Genomic DNA, 15759 nt, shown 5'->3' with positions numbered 1-15759 from the left:
ACCGTACTTGATTATGAACTTATAAGAATTTATAAACTTATTTAAAAATAATGAATTTATTTCAAGTTAATAATGTCAATTTCGCACAAAGTTTAAAAATTAATGAGCAATGAAGTTAATATAGTTGCAAATGGAAAAAGCCCTTATTTTTTACAATAAGGGCTTTTTAAAATATGTTTAATTCTTTAGTGTGGCAATTTATCTTTAACCAGACCGTAGACAAAAGTTCCCGCTATGGCAGCAACTACAACAATCATTATAGAAATATAACCTGCACCTGTAAGTACATACATTGGTCCCGGGCAAGCACCTGCCAGTGCCCATCCTAAACCAAATATTATTCCGCCCAGCATGTAGCGTGAGAAACCCATTTTCTTGGGTTTTAAAGACATCTCGTGTCCTCCAATTGCTTTTATTTTAAATCTCTTAATTATTTGAACGCCCAGCACACCAATAATTAGGGCAGAGCCCATTATGCCGTACATGTGAAAAGATCCAAACTCAAACATTTCATAAATGCGAAACCAGGACGCGGCTTCAGATTTATACATGATTATTCCAAAAAAGATACCTATAACTAAATATACCAGTGTTTTCATCGTTTAAAATATTAGGGGATAAATAAGGTGAATCATTACAAGACCACCTATAAAGAAACCTATAACCGCTATTAGTGATGGCAGTTGTAAATTACTTAAACCAGAGATGGCGTGACCCGATGTGCAACCACCTGCGTAGCGCGCACCAAAACCAACTAAGAATCCGCCTATTATCAAAATTGCAAGAACCTTAGGACTAGATAAAGCTTCAATACTAAAAATCTCTGTGGGCAGGTAAGCTTTGCCTGCACTCTCAATACCATAACCCTGTAATTTCACAACTACATCATCTGCAATAACAACTGTATTGTCTGAAAGATAATGCGAGGCTAAAAACCCGCCTATTGCGGCTCCTACAATTACAATCAAATTCCACCGTTCTTTTTTCCAGTCAAACCTAAAGAACTCTGCAGCTTTTCCTGCACCTGTGGCAGAACAAAGCGTGCGCAGGTTAGAAGACATACCAAATTGTTTACCTACAAAAAGCAGGAGAAACATAACTAAAGCTATTAACGGCCCGGAAACATACCAAGGCCAGGGATTAGTGATCCATTCCATATTTTAAATTTTGATGCAAATAAAAGAGAAATTGAGAGAGCTTACAGTAACATATGTTACGAAAGTAATTCAACCTTAATAACTATGATCATCAAGTTTTACCTTTCCTCTAAAAGTACGATAAACGAAAAAGGTATAACTCAATACCAAAGGACCTCCAATAGCCACAAATAGCAACATGATCCCTAACGATTTGTCTGATGCTGCTGCATTATACACATTGATGCTGTAATCATAATCTATAGTTGAAAAAAGTAGGGTAGGATAGAGTTCTATAGCTACAAGCACAAGCAATAGACTTATTGTGACCGAAGAGAAGAAGAAAGCTAAAGAGTATTTTTTCTTATTGGCCAGTCGTGGCACGTTTGCAATGCTTAAAAAAGTAAGCAAAGGCACTATAAAAAGCACCGGATTACTGCGAAAATCGTCAGATAAATGCGGAATATAAAGAAGAGTATACAAAGTGGTAATGCCGAAACTTACCATAAAAAAGATCATTCCTTTCTTGAGTAGTTTTGTGAGTTTTGCAAATAATCTGCCTTCGGTTTTAAGTAAAAGATATATAGCACCGTGAGACATAAAAAGGGCAAGTGTAGTTATGCCTGTCATTAATGCGTACGGATTTAGAAACTCAAAGAAAGGACCACCTTCATAGTCAAAATTTTCGCCAATAGCGATACCTAAAAGTATATTTCCTAAAATAACTCCCAGTAAAAATGCCAGCATGATACTGCTAACACTATAGCTTATATCCCAAATTCTGCGCCACCATTTCATTTCTTCTTTGCCTCTAAATTCAATAGAAATCGCCCTAAAGATTATAAAAAGCAGAAAAAGCATAAACGGGATATACATAGAACTGAACAGACTCGCATACATCACGGGAAAACCTGCAAATAAAGCTCCACCGCCTATCACGAGCCAAACCTCATTACCATCCCAAACAGGACCTACTGCATTTAATGCAATACGCCTGCTTTCTTCCTTTTTAAAAAAGAGATGCCAGGCTCCTGCGCCAAAGTCAAAACCATCTAATATAGCATAACCTGAGAAAAGGGCACCAACTACAAGAAACCATAACGTGGGATAATCTATACCTAAAAAAGTAGCCATAATTCTTAATTTCCGGTTAGCATTTCTGTCATTTCACGGGTATGTGGTCTATCGTTGTCATCTTCCTCATCATAAGGACCATGTTTTATTTTTTTGTTTAAAAGATATACAAAAAGTACAAAAAGCAGACTGTAGACCAATAAAAACAGAATTAAAGAAAATACGATCTGATTTGCAGAAACCGCCTGTGAAAAAGCTTCAGAGGTTCTAAGTAAGCCATAAACCACCCAGGGCTGTCTACCCATCTCTGCAGCAAACCAACCCACCTGGTTGGCTATTTGTGGTAAAAGGGCTGTAAAGACGAAAACCCAAAGCAGCCATCGTTTGTCAAACAATTTACCACGCCACCATTGAAAACTGGCATAAAGGGTAATAAAAATGAGGAACATGCCAATAGCGATCATAATGTGATAAAACTGAAATACAGCATTTATTTGCGAAGGCCGTTCATCTTCAGGAAAAGCATTAAGACCGGTAACTGGTGCTTTAAAATCTTGTTTGACTAAAAATGAAAGTCCGCCGGGAATACCAACACCCGTCACTTCCTGACTTTCTTTATCTACCCAGCCAAATAAATACATATCTGCCGGAGCATTTGCTTCAAAATGACCTTCAAGTGCTGCTAGTTTTGCCGGTTGATTTTCACCCACACCATCTGCAGACCTGTGACCGGCCAGTAACTGCGCTAAAGAGAATACAGTTGCAGCGACTAGAGATATTTTAAAAGCCATTTTTGAGATCTTCACGTACCTGCCTTTTAATAAATAATAGGCATGAACACTAAGAATAAGAAAAGCACCAGATAAAAACGCACCTAACCACACATGTATAAGTCTATCCATACTGGACGGATTAAAAACCATAGCCCAGAAATCTGTTATTTCTGCACGCACCTGCATACCGTGACCTACAATGTGGTAACCTGCGGGCGTTTGTTGCCAGCTATTTGCAACAACGATCCAGACGGCAGAGAACATAGATCCCAGAAATACACCTACAGTAGAAACAAGATGCACCCAGGGTTTCACACGATTCCACCCAAAAAGAAGAACGCCCAGAAAACCGCTCTCAAGGGCAAAAGCAAATATACCTTCTGCAGCCAGTGCGCTGCCAAAGATATCGCCTACATAGCGTGAGTAAGTTGCCCAGTTAGTCCCAAACTCAAATTCCATCACAATACCAGTAACTACACCAATACCAAAAGTTAGGGCAAATATTTTTGTCCAGAAGCGGGCAAGAATATGATAATCATCTTTTTTAGTGCGTACATAAAGGCTTTCAAAGATCACCATTATAAGTCCCAAACCTATACTAAGAGGCGGGTAGATGTAATGAAATGCAATAGTAAAAGCAAACTGGATTCTGGCGAGTATTTCTACATCCATGATAGGAGGTTTTGTCCTGTAAATGTACGATTTTATGCCCGAATTAACCGATTTTTAAAGGTGTAAAACCAGCTAAAAATGCATAAAAAAAGCAGTTGTATTGCTACTTTTTAGGGTAGTTCTACAACTGCTTTCATCAAGAGTATTTTAAATGTTCTAGCTAAACTGTTTTACGTTCTCACTAAGGTCGTAAACAGGTACTTTATCTATTGCTTTGTCTACAATACTGCTTCCTGCCGCACTGCGATAACCACCTGCACAATGCACAACAATAGGTTTGTCTGTGGGTATTTCATCTGTTTTTTCCCGTAGCTCATTTAACGGGATAGTAATGGCATTCTCAAAGAATTTACCTTCTTCAGTCTCGCTGGGATTGCGAATATCTATGATTGTATATGAATCGGGATTTTCTTTAAAAGAATCTAACTCAAAATTATCTGAAGAAACGATCTTTTCATCCTTAAGAGTTGCTACCAGTTTTATTTGAGATTCATAACCTATTTTCGCTACGCGATTAAGCAATTTCCATGCGTTCTCTATGCTGTCTACCACAAGAACAAATTCTTCTTTAGGCTGAACGATAGATCCTAACCAGGTTTCAAATTTGGCAGTATCTGAAACTGCCATTATATTGATGCTTCCCGGTAAATGTTTGGTTTTAAAATGGGCCTCATCACGGGTATCTATAACCAATAAACCTTGCCCTACTTCGTTAATATTTACTTGAAGCGGAATGCCGGCGATGCTTTCATTTAAATTTTGTGCACCGGTTTTATTGATATCAACATCAAAACCAAAATAATGAGGGATGAATGGCTGTGAGTCTAGTATAGTATCAATAAATTCCTGTTCGGTTTGATCTTTAAAAGCCCAGTTGCCCATGCGCTCATTGCCTAAAGTACTAGAAGAATCTGCACTCAGGTTCTTACCACATAGACTTCCCGCACCATGAGCAGGATAGATCAAAGATTCATCAGGCAGATCATTAAACTTCGTCGTAATGCTTTTATACATTTCTTTTGCAAGTTCAAGACGTTTTGCTCGCATATTGCCTGCGTTTTCACGTAAATCAGGGCGGCCTACATCGCCTATGAATAAGGTATCTCCAGTAAATAAGGCTGTGCGATCACCATCTTCTGCCACAATAGTAATACTGTCTGGTGAATGCCCGGGAGTATTTATTCCTTTAAAAGTAACATTTCCCATTTTTAAAGATGAACCATCGTCAAAAGAGGTGTGCTCATAATCTGCTCCTAATAATTTACTTGCGTAAATAGTTGCTCCGGTTTCTTTATGTATTTGCAAATGCGCACTTACAAAATCTGCATGCGGGTGCGTTTCAAAAATCGCTACTATCTCTGCGTTGTGCGCTTCCGCGAAAGCGTAGTAATGCATGGGATCACGCTCTGGATCTACAAGTGCCATCTGGCCCTCACTAATAATTGCGTAAGAGTAGTGCGATAACGGTTTATATTCAAATTGTTTTATCAACATGATGTAAGTTTTATTCTTTAGAGCAAAAATATTGTGGTTATGTGTATGCCACAGTAACTTTAGTTACAGATTGCTATTATTTCAGTTTTGTTTTTTAAAAGGGTAGGTAAGCTGGTTCTTAAAGTCTTTGGGGAAATTCTCATCTCCATTAAAACCTATTTCTATATTTCTACCGCTTTCAGGAACGTAAGCTGTGCCAAACAAGTAATCCCAAATACTCAGGCTTAAACCGTAGTTCATACCGTATTTATGATTAGGTGGTAATTCTTTTGCGTGATGCCAGATGTGCATGTTTGGATTGTTAAAAATATATCCCAACTTGCCATAATTCCAATTTACATTGGCGTGATTTAAATGACCTATGAAAACGGCGAGCATATGAATTACAAAAAATTGCTCAATGCCAAAACCTATCATGGCCAGCGGAATGTACTGTATAGATTTATAGATAATAGTTTCCATAAAGTGAAAACGGAATTGCGCTGCAAAACCCATTTCTTTTACGCTGTGATGTACTTTATGAAACCTCCACATCCAGGGAACACGGTGTAGCATGCGGTGCACATTCCATTGTATAAAATCTGCAATGATAAACATAATAAGCAACTGCGACCATACCGGAAGCGTATTTACGTGAAATGCGACTATATTCTCCACACCAAAAATCGCCAGAAAATCATTAAAAACCTCGACTCCTACATTAGAAATCGCATTATAACCTACGAGAGAAAATAAAAAGAAATTGAAAAGGATATAAAAAGCATCAAGCCAAAATCCCTTTCTAAAAATGGGTTGTTTTGTGCGCCAGGGTAAGATTATCTCAATAAGAAAAACCAGAATTGAGAGTGCCAGGAGCCAATAGAAATAGTTGGTCCATGACGGGTTTGTGATCTCATCAATAAGATAATAGAAGTACCCTACAAAAGAGTCTATTATTATATTGAAGTATTTAGACAAGAGTTCTCATTTTAGTTTTGCAAAAATAGAATTATTTAACAATTTAAAAGTTGATTCTAGAAACAATACCTTCTGCAGGGTTAAGTAATGTTACAGTTTTGTTATAGCCAGATAAATACTCTTTTATCGCCCTTTTTGTGCTTAATTTTAAGGGACAAACCTAAAAAATATCCAACTATGAAAAAGACAAAATTAGGAGCAGAACATAAGTACGGACTTGGTGGCGTGCCAATAGGCAATTGCTTTGAGGTTGTGACAGACAAACAGGCTGAAGAAACGCTGGAAGCAGCCTGGGAAGCAGCGGTAAGGTATTATGATACTTCTCCTTTTTACGGCTTTGGGCTGAGCGAAAGAAGATTCGGTCATTTTTTACACAATAAGAAGCGCGAAGAATATTTGCTTTCTTCAAAAGTGGGGCGCATTTTATATCCTACTAAAGATGTCCCTGAATCTATGTGGAATGAACCTTCACCTTTTGCCTATAAATACGATTATACCGCAGCCGGTGTGCGTAGATCTATAGAAGACAGCCTGCAGCGATTAGGAGTAGAGCGACTAGACTATGTTTTTATACATGATTTGTCACCAGATAACGATGAAGATCTGCCAGGAGGATGGGAAAAGCAGTTTGAGATTGCCAAAAATGGTGCAATGCCAGAATTGTCTAAAATGAGAGATGAAGGTCTTATACAAGGATGGGGACTGGGAGTAAATACCATAGAACCTATTTTGAGAACTCTTGAGGTTGCAGATCCTGATATATTTTTATGTGCAATTCAATATTCTATAGTAGAACATAAAGAGGCTAAAGAAAAATTATTGCCTGCCATCGAGAACAGCGATGCAGATCTTATAATTGCAGCGCCTTTTAATGCAGGATTATTGGCTGGTAAGGGACGCTATAATTACTGGGGTAAAATGCCCGATGATATCAAAGAGCGTTATGAAACAGCCAGGCGTATAGCTAAAAAGCATAATGTAGACCTTGTAGATGCTTCTTTACAATTCTCGTATGCGCCAGAAGCAGTTTCAACTGTATTGGCAGGAGCCAGCAAACCGGATCAGGTAAAACAAAACATTGCTGCTTTTGACGTAGAAATACCAGAAGCATTCTGGCAAGATTTAACTAAAGAGGGTATTCTGGAAGAGCAAGACAGTGTACCTGCTTAAATTCTATTCACACAGAAAATACTTATGAGTCCTGAGTAATAAACTCAGGACTTTTTCATTATATCAACTCTTTATAGATAATATAAATACCCATTAGTAGTACAAACCACCCAAAGATTTTCTTCAATTTACTTTCGTTAATAAATTTATTGAGCCAGATGCCTAAAAAGATCCCAATAATTGAAATACCTGTGAAAATGCCTAAGAAAGCCCAGTCAATGGTAAGATTTTGTACGTCTCCCAGAAAACCGATAAGTGAATTAACTGCTATTATTAATAAAGAAGTCGCCACAGCTTCTTTCATAGGTAAACCGGCAAGTAAAACTAAAGCGGGTATTATTAAAAATCCGCCTCCAGCGCCTAAAATCCCCGTAATTATACCAATAAATAGCCCGTAAATGAGAATGATAGGATAATTCATTTTACAATCTACACACTCCTTTTTCTTCTTATTGTTTTTGATCATGGCATAAGAAGCAAGTATCATTACGATTGCAAAAAATACCATGATCCCAATATCTTTTGTTACGGTAATAGAATTGAAACTGAATAATACATCAGGAAATGCAGGTACCAGATAACGTCTGGTTAAATAGACCGCGATAAACGCGGGTAGAGCAAAAACTGCGGCAACTTTATATTTAACTAAACCCTTTTGCATGTTCTGCACAGCACCTACGAGTGAAGAAGAGCCAACAACAAATAAGGAGTAAGCAGTCGCCACCACCGGATTAAGTGCCAGAAGATAAACTAAGATAGGAACGGTAAGAATAGAGCCGCCACCGCCAATAAGTCCCAATACAAGCCCTATAAATAAAGCCCCAATATAACCCAGTATTGCTGTTACTTCCATATCATAATTTATAGCACAAAAGTATATGCCTTGCAAAGCTTTTGCAGTAACAAAGGTTACAAAGCATAAATATGGCAAAAAATTATGAAACTCTAAAAATGTAAGTTCTGTAGATTAAAACAAGACTTCTATTTTGTTGCGGTGTAATTTTATCTTGCCTCTGTTTTCAAGTGCTTTTAGCAACCTGGAGATCACAACTCGGGATGTATGCAGTTCATAAGCGATATCCTGATGCGTGCTGTTTATTACGTTGTCTTTTGTGATCTTAACTTTGTCGCTGAGGTATTTCAGGAGCCTTTCATCCATATTTAAAAAGGCGATGCTGTCAATTGTGTCAAGCATTTCCATGAGGCGGGTGTGGTAACTTTCAAAAACAAAATTGCGCCAACTCTTATAGTTTGCCGTCCATTCTTCCATTTTTTGAATGGGGATCATAATCAATTCTGTATCTAATTCTGCGATTGCGCGTATCTCACTTTTTGTTTGGCCCATGCAGCAACTTAGGGTCATGGCACAAGTATCGCCTTTTTCAAGGAAGTAAAGCAGAAGTTCATCACCCTCTTTATCCTCTCGTAATATTTTGATCGCTCCAGAAATTAGTAACGGCATTGCAGTTACATATTGGCCTATTTCCATGAGTTTTTCACCTTCAGCTATATGTTTTTGTACACCTACTTCACTTATTTCTTCTAACAATTCATTTTCAAAAAGGTGGGCGTATGCTTTCAGATCTTCATTCATTGTTGGCCAATTTGAGTTATGCTTTTTCAAAAGTACTATTTGTTTAAATGATTGTCTTTATAAATTAATATTACATACAAATTGTAGGCAGTTCGCCGCACAAATAGTTATGGATTCAATATCTTAGTCTAAAATCAAAATATGCAGCTTCAGCTTAAGAAATACGTACTTCCGTTAAAACATACTTTTACCATTTCGCGAGAATCGCATGACTTTCAAGATACTTTAATAGCCTGTCTTTCGCTAGACGGAAAAACCGGATACGGTGAAGCTACTTCTAATCCCTATTACGAGATCACTTTTGAAAGCATGCAGCAGGAAATAGAAGCGATAAGGCATTTAATTGAAAGCTTTCCGTTTACAACTCCGGAGATTTTTCATGATTTTTTGATCGAAAAAAAACTAAGCAACTTTAGTATTTGCGCTTTAGACCTTGCGGCTCATGATCTGTATGGAAAGCTTCAGGACAAACCTTTGTATGAAATTTGGAAAACTTCTAACGAAAAATATCCTGTCACTAACTATACCATTGGTCTGGATTCTATTGAAAAAATGGTTGCTAAAATGAAAGAAAAACCATGGCCCATTTATAAAGTGAAATTGGGTACTCATGAAGACGTGCAAATAATAGAAGAACTTAGAAAACACACCGATGCTGTTTTTAGAGTAGATGCAAATTGTGCCTGGCAACCGGAAGAAGCTGTAGAAAATGCCATAAAACTTAAGGATTTGGGGGTAGAATTTCTGGAGCAACCACTTAAAGCTGATAATTGGGACGGAATGCAGGTTTTAAAAACGAAATGTGCTTTACCAGTTATTGCAGATGAAAGTTGCATTGTAGAACATGATGTTGAGAAGTGCGCTCCCTATTTTGATGGTATAAATATAAAGCTCACTAAATGTGGCGGATTAACACCAGCGTTGCGCATGATTAAAAGAGCCAAAAAACTAGGTTTAAAAGTAATGGTGGGTTGCATGACAGAAAGTACTGTGGGCATTTCGGCAATTGCGCAACTGTTGCCACAACTGGATTTTGTTGATATGGATGGTGCAATGCTGTTGAAGGAGGACATTGCAGGTGGAGTCAAGATAGAAAGTGACGGTAAAGTGATCTTCCCGGAAATTGGCGGTAGCGGAATTACGTTATGGGAATGATAAATTTTATAGACACATTCCCGGGCAGAGAAGTTATAATTGATGATAAAACGTATCTCTACTTTGGTGGGACTTCCTATTTAGGTTTGCAATACCATACGGCCTTTCAGGATATTCTTATCGAAAATATCAGGAAATTCGGAACCAATTATGGCGCTTCTCGAAAGGCAAATGTTCAGTTTTCTATCTATGAGGAGGCTGAAGATTATTTAGCAGAAATCACAGGTGCTGAAGCTGCAGTTACTTTGTCATCGGGGTATTTGGCTGGCCAACTCGTTGCTGGACATTTTGATAATTCAGCTTACAAATTGTTTTATGCGCCACATACACATTCTGCGCTCTATAATTCTAACATTGAAGAATACAGTGATTATGAAAGCCTGAATCTAGCATTGAGAAATCATACTGAAACCAATTCAAAAGTTCAACCTGTTGTTTTGCTTGATGCTATAGAATTCAGTGGACTGAATTATCCTGATTTTACCGGACTAAAAACGCTTCCGCTGGATGAAGTGATTCTAATTGCAGATGATTCTCACGGTATAGGAATAATAGGCGAGGATGGCGGTGGAGTTTATAATTATTTAAATACCCTGAATCCTAAAGAACTGCTGATTTGTTTTTCGCTGGGAAAAAGTCTCGGCATTTCTGCAGGTGCTATCCTAGGTACAAAAAAGAGAATTGACGAATTAAAAAACACAGCTGTTTTTGGTGGCGGTAGTCCGGCTTCTCCTGCAAATATTGCTACTTTATTGCAATCACAGGCTATTTTTTCGCAGCAGCGAAAAAAACTACAGGAAAACATTTCACGGTTCAAAACCAAATGCAAGAATTTCGATCAATTCGTGCAATTAAAAAATCATCCCGTTTTTAGCCATAAAAACACTGATTTATCCCTCTTTTTGGCCGATAATGGTATAATAGCAACCAGTTTTGCTTACCCACAGGAAGATTCTCCTGTTGTCAATAAAATAGTCATTTCAGCAGGACATACGCCTGAAGATATCTATAAGCTTACTACTCTTATAAATCAATTCTAATCTGCATCCCACCAGACGCCTTCGTCAATCGGTTTAATAACGGCATTGACTTCATCACCGTTTCGAGTTTGTTCAGAAGAGGGATATTGCGCTCTTCTTATCCATTGGCCGTTAAGAGCAGCGTTATGATTTTCGGGTAATTCCAAACCAATGAACACCGCAGGATTAAAGTCATATCTTCTTAGATCAACAAACGATTCAGGATTTAGAAAAGTGGCAATAAATTTCTCTCTCATGATCAAAGCCAGGGTAAGATTACCAGCGCCTACATCTACAGAAGCATCGGTTATATAAGCAGCACTGTCAGTGGCAGAAACTCCCAGTTTATCCATATTTGCCTGAATACCTTCCATGTAAGCAATATAAGCGGCAGCGGTGGCTCCTACAGAAGTTGAGGTGCCGCCATTCTGAAGAAATAATGCTTCCGCCTGAATAAATTTTAATTCGGCATAACTTCCCATCACAATAGGAGCTGTTTGAGACGAATAATAATTATCTGCACCCAGATTTGTATTTGCACCTATGTTAGGATCACCAAATTCATGTACCCCGCCAGAACCATTTATGGCACCCAGATATTCGTCGTCGTCATCACCAATAGTCACAATTTTTGGCAATCTTGGGTCCATTTCTATAGAAGAGAATGGGATTGCAGAACCATTCATTAAACTAATGAGTTGATCTGAAGCCAAGACGGAAAAATTTCCGGTATTGTTCGGTAGAACAACGCCACTGTTCCATAAGTTGAAATTTCGTGTGTTGTAAACTAATTGAAAATCATCGGCGTTTGAAGAGAACGCGTTTGGTATTGCACTTAATGCCTGAGAAACAGCTGCACTTTGATCAATTTCGCTTAAATGAATGGCATATCTGGCTTTTAAGAAATAAGCTGCTTTAATCCATTTTGCCGTATCACCGCCGTAAATAAGATCATCGTCTCCCGGAGTCATCCCAGAACTATCACTGGCTCCCAGCAGGCTAATAGCATCATCGAGCAAAGTATTTATTTGATCATAAACCTGCTCTTGTGGATTAAATGAAGGTGTAAAATCTCCTTCACCCATTGTCGCCATAGAAGCCGGAACATCACCCCATTGATCCGTTGCCAGCCCCAGATTTACAGCCTGCAATATTTTGGCAATACCAGAGTAATGAGATGCGTTCTCGTTTTCGGCTTTTTCAGATAATGTATTTATATCGGGTAACGCCTGCAAATAAATAGAACTCCATGCGCCTGCTATTTGAGTTTCCTCCTGTGTATCTGCACCAGGTTGAAAATAAGAAGCAAGCTGTTGCGAAATTTGACACATGCTTGATGCAACCTGATAGAATCCTGAAGAGGTGTAGTAAATAGAAGTTGGCAGCATGTCTGCCGGAGCAATCGCATCTGTCTGCTCTTTATTAGGATCAACATTATCGCCCAGATAATCATCGCAGGCTGTAAAAATTGCGGTGACACTTAATAAGATGAATATATATTTAACTGCTTTCATAGTCTAAAAATTTAGGTTTACACCAAAGAGATACGATCTGGTATTGGGAATATTGAGTCCGGTAAAACCATAGGCGTTAGTTCCCGCGCTAAACTGGCTTCCTTCAGGATCGTAACCTCTAAAAGGTGTATCAATCCACAAATTAGTTCCCGTAAAGCTAAATGTTACCCTGTTAAATGGGATTTGATTAAGTATTCTGTTTGGTAAACTATAAGATAAAGTCACATTGCGCAGGCGCCACCAGGAAGCGTCCTCAACAAGAATTTCTGCAGCACGGTTATAAATATCAGAACTGCGGTAGTAATTCTCATCAATATTTACAGGAATATTATTTGGTGTACCATCGGCGAGAACTCCGTCAAGAATAACGCCGTCTTCACGTTGTTCGGTAATAGCAACCACACCGTTACGTATGCTGTTGCGTTGACCAGAATCATATATTTCCCCGCCTTCTTTTCGTTCAAATAAAAATGAAAGAGACAAATCTTTATAGCTTATTGTACTGCCTATGCTTCCTAACCAATCTGGCATCGCATTTCCTACTTTTACCAGATCTGATGGACTACGGGCAACTACATGAGGAAAGCCGTCATCACCTATTATCCTGTTACCTGCATCATCATAAGCCCAGGTATAACCAAAGAGGTCACCTGGAGCGCCGCCTACCTGAAGTTTAGAAACTATACCTGCAAAACCGCTATCAGCAAAAATAATCTCGTCTATACCTGCAGGTAGAGAAAGTACTTCTGCATCAACTTTTGACCAGTTTAAGGTGATATCCCATTGAAAATCATTGGTTTTTATGGGGGTTATATTTACTAAAGTTTCTATACCTTTATTTTCTATCTCCCCGGCATTGAGCACAAACGTATCAAACCCGGAAGATTGAGCTACCGGAACCGGCAGGATCTGGTCTTTACTATTTTGTTTGTAATACGTTACATCAAAACCAAAACGGTTATTAAAGAATCTGAATTCGCCACCAAACTCATACGAAGTTGTACGTTCTGGTTTTAAAACTGCCGAACCTCCCTGACTATCGCGGGAATACCCATCAATATCACCATAAGGAAAATTAGAAGGTCTGTCATAATAAACACCCACATACGGTGGCGCATCTTTACCAACTTCTGCGTACGAGGCTCTTAGCTTTGCATAACTTAAAAAATCTGGTAAGGTTCCTGTGTCCTGAAGGGTTTGAGAAAGTACGTAACTCAAACTTACAGAAGGATAGAAAAAGCTTCTGTTCTCTTTAGGAAGGGTGGAAGACCAGTCATTTCTTCCTGTGGCGTTAAGGTAGAGTGTGCTTTTATAATCAAGCCGAAGATCGCCAAATACACCTACAATTTTTCTTTCGCTTCCGCCTATGTCATTAAAATAATTTGTTGCTTCATCGTATGCGTTGAGATTGTCAGGATTGAGACCTTCTGCGCGATTAGTAAGTCGTTTTGATTCTATATCTGAAATTTGATTTCCCAGCAGTAAAGTAGCTGTAAGATCTTCGTTGATCTTCCTATCAAAAGTCACAAAAAGATTAGATGTTATTTCGTTATAATTTAAACCTTCGTTCACAATAAAACCGCCTGTAGCAGAACCAGGGTCGATATCTGGCGGGACAAATCTGTAGCGCTCATCGTGGTAATTATCTATACCTAATTGATATTGAACCGTAACCCAATCTGCGATTTGATAGTTCAGTTTCATATTAGACAGGATGCGGTTTACTTTGCTGTCTAAATAACTAACTTCAGCAAAATAACGTGGATTATCAGCAACGCCGGCGGTATAGTTTTTCTCTGTTCCATCGGGTAATAAATAATCATTCACGTCTATAGTAGGTGACCAGTAAGAAAGCGAACTCATAATTGACTTATCGCCACCATTAGGCAATCTACCATCAGAATATATGTAAGAAAAAGAAGGTTCTATGCTAAATTTATCTGTGATGTTTACCGTCCCGGAAAGTTTTATCGTTGTGCGGTCATAATCTGTATTAGGTACAATCCCTTCTTCATCAGAGCGAGAAAGTGAGCCAAAATAGGTGTAGCTATCGCCACCGCCACTTAAACTGAAAGAATTTGTAGACTGATATCCTTTTCTAAATAAATCCCTGAAATTGTCATAAATCGGTTCATTTGGGGCATATTTCGGTCCCAGAGACCAAAAACCGAATGTATTCCCATTTAAATAATCGTAACCTGTAGGCGAATTAATGTTGGGTACAGAAACAATTTCACCGGCACGTCCTTCTCGCCAAGTCTTCTGCACATCAGGAGTTTTACTTACTTCGTTAAAACCAACTGTACTTTTTAGATTAAATGTCATCTCACCGCTGGCTCCTTTCTTTGTTGTAATGACGACAACCCCGTTAGCGGCTCGTACGCCATACAAAGCAGTAGCTGCCGGACCTTTTAGTATAGATACGCTTTCAATATCATTGGGGTTGAGGTCTGCACTACGGTTTGTAAAAGAGAATTGCTCTGATGATGACGGAGCATTAGAACCTGTACTGGGTAAAACGCTACCTGTAGGGCTCTCGTTACTTATTGGGATACCATCAACTACAAATAATGGCTGATTATTTGCGGAAGGATTTAAGGATGTAATACCACGTATTATTATACTAGAACCCGCTCCTGCAGCACCACTGGTAGAATTTATTGTTACTCCGGCGACTTTACCCTGAATCCCACTTAATACATCGGTGTTGCTGTTTCGCGTAAGCTCATCGTTGCCTATTTCTTGTACAGCATAACCTACAGATCGTTTTTCCTTTTTAATACCAAGGGCAGTTACAACAACTTCGTTAAGTTGCTGTGTATCTTCCTGCAGTACAACATTTATCGTTTTTTGCTGTCCCACAGCGATTTCCTGTGATTTCATCCCGATATATGTAAATTTCAAAATATCAGAAGGAGTAGCGTTTATCTGGTAATTACCGTCAAAATCTGTAGTAGTGCCTGTGTTATTTTTTTCAATAATAATAGAGACGCCGGGAAAGGGCATTCCTACAGCATCTGTTACTTTTCCCGAAACGATTTGTGCGGTTGAATTATAAATTGAAAAGAGGAGAAATAAGACAAAAGTAAAGTTCTTCATAATTACTTTTTGGTTAGTTGATAACCTCTAAGTTGAACAAAAAAGATTTAATTAAAAACTTTTTGTTCATAAAAAACTCTGATTGGTAATTAATTGAATTTT

Annotated in this window: 13 protein-coding genes; 3 read left to right on the top strand and 10 right to left on the bottom strand. The window is 38.4% G+C overall.

Annotated features, from left to right (window positions below; all coding sequences use genetic code 11):
• Window positions 1–185: 185 nt before the first annotated feature.
• The 6 genes from ACH3O9_RS15905 to ACH3O9_RS15880 all read right to left on the bottom strand — a co-directional run bounded on the left by ACH3O9_RS15905 (window position 186) and on the right by ACH3O9_RS15880 (window position 6106).
• Window positions 186–599, bottom strand: coding sequence for a DUF6691 family protein (locus ACH3O9_RS15905; protein ID WP_416442136.1), 414 nt, complete (start codon window positions 597–599; stop codon window positions 186–188).
• A 3-nt stretch (window positions 600–602) separates the two neighbouring features.
• Entirely contained in the window at window positions 603–1157 is a 555-nt protein-coding gene (locus tag ACH3O9_RS15900) for a YeeE/YedE family protein (RefSeq protein ID WP_416442135.1), read from the bottom strand.
• Window positions 1158–1232: 75 nt separating this feature from the next.
• On the bottom strand, window positions 1233–2270 hold the full coding sequence (gene cydB, locus ACH3O9_RS15895) for a cytochrome d ubiquinol oxidase subunit II (protein ID WP_416442134.1): 1038 nt from the start codon (window positions 2268–2270) through the stop codon (window positions 1233–1235).
• A 5-nt stretch (window positions 2271–2275) separates the two neighbouring features.
• Window positions 2276–3655, bottom strand: coding sequence for a cytochrome ubiquinol oxidase subunit I (locus ACH3O9_RS15890; RefSeq protein WP_416442133.1), 1380 nt, complete (start codon window positions 3653–3655; stop codon window positions 2276–2278).
• 156 nt (window positions 3656–3811) lie between these two features.
• Window positions 3812–5149, bottom strand: coding sequence for an MBL fold metallo-hydrolase (locus ACH3O9_RS15885; protein WP_416442132.1), 1338 nt, complete (start codon window positions 5147–5149; stop codon window positions 3812–3814).
• A gap of 81 nt (window positions 5150–5230) precedes the next feature.
• Window positions 5231–6106, bottom strand: coding sequence for a sterol desaturase family protein (locus ACH3O9_RS15880; RefSeq protein WP_416442131.1), 876 nt, complete (start codon window positions 6104–6106; stop codon window positions 5231–5233).
• A gap of 177 nt (window positions 6107–6283) precedes the next feature.
• On the opposite strand from ACH3O9_RS15880, the gene ACH3O9_RS15875 reads away from it, so the two are divergent.
• Window positions 6284–7276: an aldo/keto reductase gene (locus ACH3O9_RS15875; protein ID WP_416442130.1), complete on the top strand. Its 993-nt coding sequence runs from the start codon at window positions 6284–6286 to the stop codon at window positions 7274–7276.
• Window positions 7277–7334: 58 nt separating this feature from the next.
• Here the strand turns inward: ACH3O9_RS15875 and ACH3O9_RS15870 are convergent, their stop codons facing one another.
• Complete coding sequence (locus tag ACH3O9_RS15870) at window positions 7335–8129, bottom strand: sulfite exporter TauE/SafE family protein (protein WP_416442129.1); 795 nt, start codon at window positions 8127–8129, stop codon at window positions 7335–7337.
• Window positions 8130–8243: 114 nt separating this feature from the next.
• Window positions 8244–8870 (bottom strand): Crp/Fnr family transcriptional regulator, encoded by a 627-nt coding sequence (locus tag ACH3O9_RS15865; protein WP_416442128.1) that lies wholly within the window; start codon window positions 8868–8870, stop codon window positions 8244–8246.
• Between the two features lie 141 nt (window positions 8871–9011).
• Here ACH3O9_RS15865 and ACH3O9_RS15860 point away from each other — a divergent pair, with 141 nt between their 5' ends.
• A complete protein-coding gene (locus tag ACH3O9_RS15860) occupies window positions 9012–10025 on the top strand; it encodes a dipeptide epimerase (protein ID WP_416442127.1) in 1014 nt (337 codons plus the stop codon).
• Window positions 10022–11065, top strand: a complete 1044-nt coding sequence (locus ACH3O9_RS15855) for an aminotransferase class I/II-fold pyridoxal phosphate-dependent enzyme (RefSeq protein WP_416442126.1) — start codon at window positions 10022–10024, stop codon at window positions 11063–11065. The genes ACH3O9_RS15860 and ACH3O9_RS15855 overlap by 4 nt, the downstream gene beginning before the upstream one ends.
• Here the strand turns inward: ACH3O9_RS15855 and ACH3O9_RS15850 are convergent.
• On the bottom strand, window positions 11062–12558 hold the full coding sequence (locus ACH3O9_RS15850) for a SusD/RagB family nutrient-binding outer membrane lipoprotein (RefSeq protein ID WP_416442125.1): 1497 nt from the start codon (window positions 12556–12558) through the stop codon (window positions 11062–11064). The genes ACH3O9_RS15855 and ACH3O9_RS15850 overlap by 4 nt on opposite strands.
• Before the next feature lie 3 nt (window positions 12559–12561).
• Window positions 12562–15657, bottom strand: a complete 3096-nt coding sequence (locus tag ACH3O9_RS15845) for a SusC/RagA family TonB-linked outer membrane protein (RefSeq protein WP_416442124.1) — start codon at window positions 15655–15657, stop codon at window positions 12562–12564.
• Window positions 15658–15759 lie beyond the last annotated feature (102 nt).

The sequence above is a fragment of the Leeuwenhoekiella sp. A16 genome, assembly GCF_047946675.1.
Taxonomy (GTDB): Bacteria; Bacteroidota; Bacteroidia; order Flavobacteriales; family Flavobacteriaceae; genus Leeuwenhoekiella.
Note: the sequence above shows the minus strand (reverse complement) of the source record. Positions and strands in the feature narration are given on the sequence as shown.